General features: G+C 44.6%; 5 protein-coding genes and 3 pseudogenes. 3 read left to right on the plus strand and 5 right to left on the minus strand.

What is annotated here, in order from left to right:
• A pseudogene (locus tag EWV68_RS08755) lies at window positions 1–1,373 on the minus strand (AAA-like domain-containing protein); the annotation flags it as partial.
• 70 nt (window positions 1,374–1,443) lie between these two features.
• A complete protein-coding gene (locus tag EWV68_RS08760; RefSeq protein WP_002761688.1) occupies window positions 1,444–1,728 on the minus strand; it encodes a hypothetical protein in 285 nt (94 codons plus the stop codon).
• A 175-nt stretch (window positions 1,729–1,903) separates the two neighbouring features.
• On the opposite strand from EWV68_RS08760, the gene EWV68_RS08765 reads away from it, so the two are divergent.
• Window positions 1,904–2,494: a Uma2 family endonuclease gene (locus tag EWV68_RS08765; protein ID WP_287169524.1), complete on the plus strand. Its 591-nt coding sequence runs from the start codon at window positions 1,904–1,906 to the stop codon at window positions 2,492–2,494.
• Window positions 2,495–2,641: 147 nt separating this feature from the next.
• Here EWV68_RS08765 and EWV68_RS08770 read toward each other — a convergent pair.
• Window positions 2,642–2,890, minus strand: a pseudogene (locus tag EWV68_RS08770) (IS607 family transposase); the annotation flags it as partial.
• Window positions 2,891–3,166: 276 nt separating this feature from the next.
• On the opposite strand from EWV68_RS08770, the gene EWV68_RS08775 reads away from it, so the two are divergent.
• Entirely contained in the window at window positions 3,167–5,794 is a 2,628-nt protein-coding gene (locus tag EWV68_RS08775; protein ID WP_287169526.1) for a chloride channel protein, read from the plus strand.
• An 8-nt stretch (window positions 5,795–5,802) separates the two neighbouring features.
• Here EWV68_RS08775 and EWV68_RS08780 read toward each other — a convergent pair whose 3' ends face one another.
• Together EWV68_RS08780 and hemL are read right to left on the minus strand one after the other, a co-directional pair.
• Complete coding sequence (locus EWV68_RS08780) at window positions 5,803–6,183, minus strand: DUF1830 domain-containing protein (protein ID WP_002783746.1); 381 nt, start codon at window positions 6,181–6,183, stop codon at window positions 5,803–5,805.
• Between the two features lie 526 nt (window positions 6,184–6,709).
• Window positions 6,710–8,011 carry a glutamate-1-semialdehyde 2,1-aminomutase gene (hemL, locus tag EWV68_RS08785; RefSeq protein WP_287169527.1) on the minus strand — a complete coding sequence of 434 codons (1,302 nt, stop codon included), beginning with the start codon at window positions 8,009–8,011 and terminating at the stop codon, window positions 6,710–6,712.
• A gap of 363 nt (window positions 8,012–8,374) precedes the next feature.
• Between hemL and EWV68_RS08790 the strand changes: the two are divergent.
• Window positions 8,375–8,557 (plus strand): annotated as a pseudogene (locus EWV68_RS08790) (hypothetical protein); the annotation flags it as partial.

Consider the following 8,557-nt stretch of genomic DNA (forward strand, 5'->3'; position numbering starts at 1 on the left):
TTATCCCGCCATACTTTTAATTCAATCCCTAAAATTACATCTTTATAACTCAGACATAAATCCATTCTATCGCTACCAATTGCATATTCCCTTTCTAAAACTCCCCCACCATTAACCACGCGATGTAAAAAAGCCATTAATACAATATGTGGGGCAATTTCATGGTAAGCAGCACTACTTAATAAAGGTTCGACCTGTTGCCGCCAAAACTTGAGAAATGCAGTTAATAAACCATCTATATTTAATTCACCTTTTGCTGTCAACCAACTAGGACTAATTAAAGGTAAACTGTCTTGAGTTCCTTGGACTAAAACGCGGGGAATTACTTCACGATAAATGGGATTAGAAATAACTAATCCTCCCCTTGGATCACGTCGTAATAGTCCTAAATCTATTAAATATTGGCGATCATCTGCTAGGGTATCGGGTAAGGTTTGCCCTGCTAAAATCGGTTCAATAATGTTTTTCACTCGTTTTTCTCTGAGTTTTTCCGCCAAACTATCTAAATGAGTATCCTGACGATTAATTAATATTTCTTTGGCTGTTAAAATATGTTCTTTGGTAATAGCAATACTTCTATCTTTTACCATTTTTTCTACAATTTATTTAGCTAAAGCATTGACTAACCAAGGTTGTCCTTGAGTTAAATCAAACGCTGTTTCTATTGCTTCTGGTATGAAAATTTGTCCAGTTGCTGCTGTATGTTGTTGATATAATTCTCCCACTTCTGCAAGATTAAAATTTCGCATAGTCAGAGAAGCAACTTTGATATTAAAAGGACTAGATGTATTTAATCTATCACTACCACCAGATGCTACTTTATAATCTCTCACATCTCGTAAACCAATTAATCCTACTGAGGTCGGAAAATTTTCAGGACGATTAGGAAAACCATCTCTTAACTGTCGTAAAACTGATATTAATGTTTGGTCTTGTAAAGAATCAATTTCATCTATAAATAATACTAAAGGGCGGTTTAAGGATGTTGCCCAATCTGATAAAAAAGCCTTAATTCTGCTTCCTGGTTCTTCCTGTCGCCATTGTTTAACAGGTGGTTGTAATTCTTTAGGTAAGCGGATATCTATGGTATCATACCAAGTTCCTAAAATTGCTAATTCTGCGGCAGTAGGATCATGATTAAATGCACTTCCTACTTCTACAGATACCATGACTGCGGCATAATTTCCTCTATCGGTAAGTTGTTTTGCTAGGGATAACATGGCTGTGGTTTTCCCTGTTTGTCGTGGTGCGTGAAGGACAAAATAACTTTCTTGTTCAATTAGCTCCTCTAAATCTGGTAATCGTACTGTGGGAGAGAGCATATAGTGGATATCGTCTTTACAGGGACCGGCAATATTAAACCAGCGAGTCATAGAACTTTGGTAATAGGTGAACTCTTTAAGTTTACACTATCTATAATTATGTTGGTATCAAGCAAGATTTTCACAGGTTATGTTTCTCCTTTAAATATTCCCATTTAGCTTGATCTGGATCAAAATCAGGAGGTGCAGGTTGGGTTTTCTCAAACCAGTTTTGCAAAACCTTGATTTTAGTTGGTCTTTTTGGTGTTTCTGGTGCTGGTTCAGTGGTTGGGGTTGTGGTATGATCAAGGGTATCTGTGGCTGCCCAAACTACAATTTCCACGTTTCTGGGGGGTAAATTCAGGGGTTGGGTAATCAGCAAGTTACCAGATTGATCAATTTTTCCTTTGAGTTTGTATGCTTGCATGATGTTTTTTTAGGACTTACGCAAGACGTGGCTGAACGCCTTATTCTTGCGTAGGGGTAATTCATGAATTACCCCTACTTTCGGTCTTTTTTGCGTAAGTCCTGTTTTTATGATAATCTATTTTTAGATGATATCATATTGATAAAAATTCACTCTCTAAATTTGGGTTTAAATTATGATAACTACACTCATCGAACGAGAAGCAGAACCAATTTTAATTAGTGACTTAACCTGGAGAGAATTTAAAGCTGTTGAACAGCTAATTGAGCGCCCAGGGTTAAGGTTATCTTTTTTAGATGGAGTTTTGGAGATTATAAAAATGCCAGGGAAAAAACAGGAAACTATCAAAAAACGTATTGCTTCTTTAGTAGAAATTTATTTAGAATTTTTGGAATTAGATTTTACTCCTACTGGTTCTGTCACCCTAGAAAATGAATTTGAAAAGGTTAAAAAAGAAGGTGATGAATCTTATGAATTGGCAGCAAATAGAAAACATCCTGATTTAGTGATTGAGGTGGTTGTTAGTAGTGGAGGAATTAATAAACTGGAAGCATACAAACGGTTACAAATTCCTGAAGTTTGGTTTTGGACGAATGATGAGTTATTGTTTTATAGTTTAGGAAATGAGGGATATGAAGCTGTTAGTAAATCGCAACTTTTACCGAGTTTAGATGTAGGTTTATTGCTGCGTTGTATTAATACAGAAAATCATGCTCAAGCACTGCGGGAATTTAGAGCAGGGATAAAAATTATTGAACCAACTTAACGGAGGCGGGAGGCAGAGGGCAGCAGGCCGTTTTTGTAACGGGGATTTATGCCCCGCTACAAAAATTTTCGCCTTAAAAGACGAGGTTTTAGACCCGATTTTTTCGATAATTGGGGACAACTAGAATTTTGGCTAATTGTTGGCGATTATCCCACTGCCTACTTCTTCGACAACTTTGTAGATTTTGTGGCCTCTAGCAACAGCATAATCTTTTAATCGGTCAGCTTGTCTATCTAGATTGTCTTTATTTTCGGCGCTGGAAACTCTTGCATAAATGCAAGCTATCAAGTCGGGTTTTGAATGGTTGTCATCCGTTATGATAATTGTACCAGAAGGCAATTGATAGCCTGTTAAATTCCCTTGTTTCCACCACCTCCAAGCCGTTCGATAACTTATTCCTGTTTTTTTTGCCTAGTCTGATAGTTTCCTGTCCACATATTGCCATGCTTGACTATATCTGATTATATTTCTCTTGAAACTTTAAAATACCCTCCGCTCAAAGACAGGGACAACCTTTGATCCTAGCCCATCGATAGAAAAACTACTATTAGGGCCACTGGTAGCAACAAGGTGAACGGTGACAGAACTTAACGGCCTATGATTAAAGAAACGAGGAATCAGAACCCTAAATAAATCCTCGCTCCGCCATTGCCTTGATTCTCCCTGATAATTATGGGACTTTTTGCCCGTCACCAAAACCTCCGTCAGTGGTTTAAATCCCAACACTTCGGACGTAGCGCGACCGATAGTCGCTATGCTTTACTGGTAGCCTGTTTAATCGGAATTCTCTCCGCCCTTGCCGCTATTATCCTGAAATTGGGTATCGGTTGGTTAGGTGGTTGGCGGGTGCATCTAGTAGCCAATTCCTCTCCTTTCCTAGTTTTGCCCCTCGGCGGTTTTCTGCTCGGTTACAGTGCCGGTTGGATTGTCGAACACTTCTCCCCTGCGGCCGCCGGGGGCGGTATTCCCCAAGTAAAAGCGGCCTTAGCTAAATATCCTTTGCCCCTGTCTTGGCGGGTCGCCCTCGTAAAAATGATCGGGGCGATCCTGATCCTTGGCGGTGGTTTAACCCTTGGTCGTCGCGCCCCTACGGTACACATCGGGGCGGCCCTAGCGGCCCAGTTAAGCGTCTGGCTGCCCACCAGTCCTGATCACCGTCGTCAGATGATCGCAGCCGGGGCAGCCGCGGGGTTAGCGGCCGGTTTTACTACTCCCATCGCCGGCGTCCTCTTTGTGATCGAGGAATTAATGCGCGATGTCTCCAGTATGACCCTAGAAACGGCGATTGTGGCTTCCTTTACCGGGGCCGTGGTTTCAATGATGCTGCAGAATACCCCCTCAATGATCACTGAATATGCCAATATTAGCTTCTCTGCCCAAGAAATCCCCATTTATTGCCTTTTGGGGGTTTTAGCGGGCTTATTGGGGGCTTTATTCAATCAGGGCATCCTTTTTTGTAGCCAGCTGCAGCGGCGTTGGCGGTTATCTCTGGCTTGGCGCATCGGTCTGGTCAGCTGGTTATCGGGAACGGTAGTGGCCTTTTTACCCGACTTTTTTCGAGATAATACGGGTTTACGGGAATTTTTGCTGGCAGGGGAATTAAGTTGGCAGAATACCGCCCTCGCTTTTGTGGTCTATTTTTTCCTGACGATGATCTCCTATAGTTCCGGCGCTCCGGGAGGACTCCTCGCCCCCGCTTTGGTGTTGGGATCCTGTTTGGGGTTTCTGGTGGGGGGAATCGAGACGAAAATGATGGGTTTCGGCAGCGAACCTAGTTATACTTTAGCCGGTATGGGGGCTTTTTTTACGGGAGTAGTCAGGGTTCCGGTAACGGCGATCGTGATTGTCTTTGAACTGCATCGCAATTTTAATGTTGTGCTGCCCCTGATGTTGACCTGTGCCGTTTCTTATATCACTGCCGAAAGCATTCACCCCGGTTCCCTCTATCAGCATTTACTTTCCGCTAGTGGTATTATTCTCAACGAAGAAACCCCTTCTAATGATGTGTTGGCCCATCTGTCGGCTATAGATGTGATGCAATCCCAGGTGGAAATTCTGGCGGCAGATTTACCCCTGGGGGAAGTGGTGAAAATTATGTCCCGTTCCCATCATCGCGGTTTTCCCGTGGTGGAACAGGGGCGACTATTGGGGATTTTTACCCAAAGTGATCTGGATAAATGGCGATCGAAAAACAGTCAAACAGTCCTACGGGAGATCATGACTCCCAATCCGATTACTGTGGCCCCCCAGGCAGCTTTAAGCGATGTTTTATTTCTCTTAAATCGCTATCAGCTTTCCCGTTTACCTGTTACCGACGGTCAAAAACTGGTGGGGATCATCACCCGCACCGATATTATCCGGGTGGAAGCCGATCAATTGGGGGGGGTTTGTCAACTGCCCCAACCCAGTACCCCTTCCTATGTGGTTTATCAAACTCGTTCCCCGGCCGTGGGAATAGGCCGGATTTTGTTACCCATTGCCAATCCCGACACCGCTACCGCTTTGTTTAAAATTGCTGCTGCGATCGCCCGTCAACGCAATTATGAAATAGATTGTCTCTATGTGATTACTGTGCCTCGTCTTAGTTCTCCGGCGGAAGTAAAGGTAGATACGCGGGAAGGACGCAAATTACTTCATCGTCTGGAAAGATTAGCCCGACGGCAGAATATCTCTGTTCATACACAAATTTCCGTGGCTCAGGATATCGCCGACGGGATTTTGGCGACGATTCGCGAACGACACAGCAATTTATTAATTATGGGTTGGACGGGGGAAAAATCCACCACCGGGGCGATTTTCGGGTTTTTAGTCGATACTTTGATTGCTGAAGCCCCCTGTGAAACCATCTTGGTAAAATTGGGGACAAAGGATTGTTTTCCCAACGATCTTAATCGGGAAAGGATTTGGCTGATTCCCACCGCCGGCGGTCCCAATGCCCAACGCGCTTTAGCATTATTGCCTAGTTTGCTGTCTTTGTCCGAGTCTTCGGATCATCCCGAACTTTGGTTATGTAAAATCTATTCCCCGACGGAGTTACTGCCGGATCTGTCCACTTTGGAAGTTTTACAAGCATCTTTACAGAAAGCGATCGCACAGCCGATTGTGCCTTTACCGATTCGTTCGGCCTCTCCGGCCGAGGCGGTGATTCATCTGGTAGAATCGGAGGATTGTTCCTTGGTGCTTTTGGGTGCATCTAGGGAAAGTTTGCTCAATCAGTTCTTAAATGGCAATATCCCCTCGACGATTGCCTGTGCCGTTAATTGCACTGTGATTCTCGTGCGAGGGGAATTATCAGATTAGTTGATTAGCTAGGCGGAAGCTAAACTTAAACCGAAGGGTACGGTATTGTCAATTTTCGCCCCTTGACTCTCCTCTAGGGAATGGGGATAAAATATTTCCCTGTCCAGTTGACCATCGGAGTCATCGTCATCCCCATCGCTGATATAAAGGCGTTCACAGGGGATGTTATCGGAAAGGATGGCACTGGCCATCATCCCCGTATGAATCTCTAAGAAAGCATCCGCTAGGGTCTCAAATACTAAACGCTGCCCGGGGAAAACCACCCTTTCAAAATACCAGTTAGCAATATTGGTGATGCGAACAATTTGAATATGATTGGTCGCATTGACATAGCAACAAAGAATACTATTTTTCTTGCCGTTGGGGAGGGGATCGAGAATCTGTGCCATAGCAATTGAGGTGATCTTAAAGTGGGTTTGTCATCGCTCCTTCACCCTAACATCCTTTGATCCCCAATAGCTGTAAAGATGATTACATTACTCTGATAAAAATCTACCCATCGCTCTTTCTGGTGATAGAAAGCGGTTTTTATTAAAAAATCATTAAATTTAACTAATGCCTAGTTTTGGCTATTTGTCAAGGGGGGAACCCCGTTTTTTTTGCTGTTTTTCTTGATTTTTTGCTGGGCTATTTATCGCTCAATTTTGTTAACGGTTTCAGGATTATAAAAACCGAGGTAATTTTTGTCAAGTTAGATACCGCTTGCTCATGGTCTCCTCCATCTGGTTGACTAAAAAGGGTCGGCCTGTGGTTAGACTGATAGGTTTGACAGTGCTGGGGAGAATAATCCCTCGATTGTTCGGGGTTTCTAGCCAAATTTCCCCGGAGAATCCCCGTCTTTTGCAAGCGGGGAGATGTCAACTCATCCATACTTGGGACTCTATCAATCGATTTTCCCGGCCGAAGCAGTATTAACTATAAACTTGCTAAAACCTCTTTAGCGGCGGCCAAAGTCCGTTCGATATCGGCCTCTGTGTGAGCTAAAGAAGTAAAACCAGCTTCAAACTGGGAAGGAGCTAGATAAACGCCTCTTTCCAACATTCCCCGGTGAAAACGACCGAATTTAGCCACATCGGCCTTTTTGGCATCTTCATAGTTATGTACGGGGGAGCCAGTGAAAAACATTCCGAACATGGCACTGATATGACCCCCAGAAACGCTATGACCAGCATCTCTAGCCACTTTCAGCAGCCCTTCAGTTAAGGATTTAGTCACTTTATCGAGATATTGGTAGGTGCCGGGGCGCTGGAGTAACTCGAGGGTTTTAATTCCTGCTGTCATGGCCAAAGGGTTGCCAGATAAGGTTCCCGCTTGGTACATTGGACCGGCCGGAGCCACCATCGCCATAATATCGGCGCGACCGCCGTAGGCCCCCACCGGCAGCCCACCGCCGATAACTTTGCCGAGGGTGGTTAAATCGGGGGTGATGCCGAATTTTTCCTGAGCGCCACCGTAGGCGATGCGGAATCCGGTCATTACCTCATCAAACATTAATAGGGCCCCGTATTCCTTGGTTAATTCCCGCAATCCTTCTAAAAAGCCAGCATCCGGCACGATAAAGCCGGCATTACCCACCACTGGCTCTAAAATCACCCCGGCGATCGAGTCGGGATTTTCGACAAAGAGGGCTTTGACCGCTTCCAGGTCATTGTAGGGGGCGGTTAAAGTGTTGTTAGTGGTGGTTTTGGGAACCCCCGGCGAGTCGGGTAGGCCCAGGGTCGCTACACCAGAGCCGGCTTTAACCAGGAACATATCGGCGTGACCGTGGTAACAGCCCTCGAATTTGATGATTTTATCCCGGCCGGTAAAAGCCCGCATTAAGCGCAGGACGGACATACAGGCTTCGGTGCCGGAATTGACAAAACGCACCATTTCAATGCTGGGAACGGCATCAATCACCATTTCAGCGAGAATATTTTCCTGAACACAGGGAGCGCCGAAACTGGTTCCTTTGTCTAGGGCATCGTGTAGGGCGGCAATCACTTCGGGATGGGCATGACCACAGATAGCCGGCCCCCAAGTTCCCACATAGTCGATGTATTCGTTACCGTCCACGTCGCGAATATAGGCCCCTTTGACGCTTTCAAAAACGATGGGTTGACCACCGACGGATTTAAAGGCCCGCACGGGGGAACTTACACCCCCCGGCATTAATTTTTGAGCGGCTGTAAAGATTTCTTTCGATTTTGTTGTTTGATACGAAGATGTGCTAACCAATCCTGTCTCCTTGTCTATTTGAGTCTATCGGTTTCGGGGAATGCCCGGAGCTTTGTTTTGTTAACTTCCTGCTGCTTGTTCCATTTTAAAGATCACCGGCCCACATTTGACGCAATTTTTCCCTAGGAAGAGCGCTGGTCGGCTCAAGTCTCGCTCTTCTTGACTTATAGCTTGATGGTTAACAGCTGATGTAATTGGCTGAGAAAGGGCAAAAATTTCACTTTTGACAATTTTTCCACAATCTTTTCAGAATTGCAGTAAAAACCTAGCAATGGGCGAAGTTATTGCTATTGATAGATTTTAGCCCAGAAAGAGCGATCGAAAAAAGCTCTGGTTTTCCACAGATTTTCCACAGGGGAATTCTTGCTATTATTTCTTAGCGTACAAAAAAACTATTCCTGCTTTGACATCCTCACCGCCGTAAAATGGACGGCGATTCCCAAACCTCACGATTTGGGTTTCTGCTTCTTTCCCGAAGGATTTTTCGCACCTGCCTTAACAGATTTACTCTGTTCTGGTCTTATGGTCGCTCTACAGACTGACACC

It is taken from the genome of Microcystis sp. M_QC_C_20170808_M9Col, from assembly GCF_007095495.1.
Lineage (GTDB): Bacteria > Cyanobacteriota > Cyanobacteriia > Cyanobacteriales > Microcystaceae > Microcystis > Microcystis aeruginosa.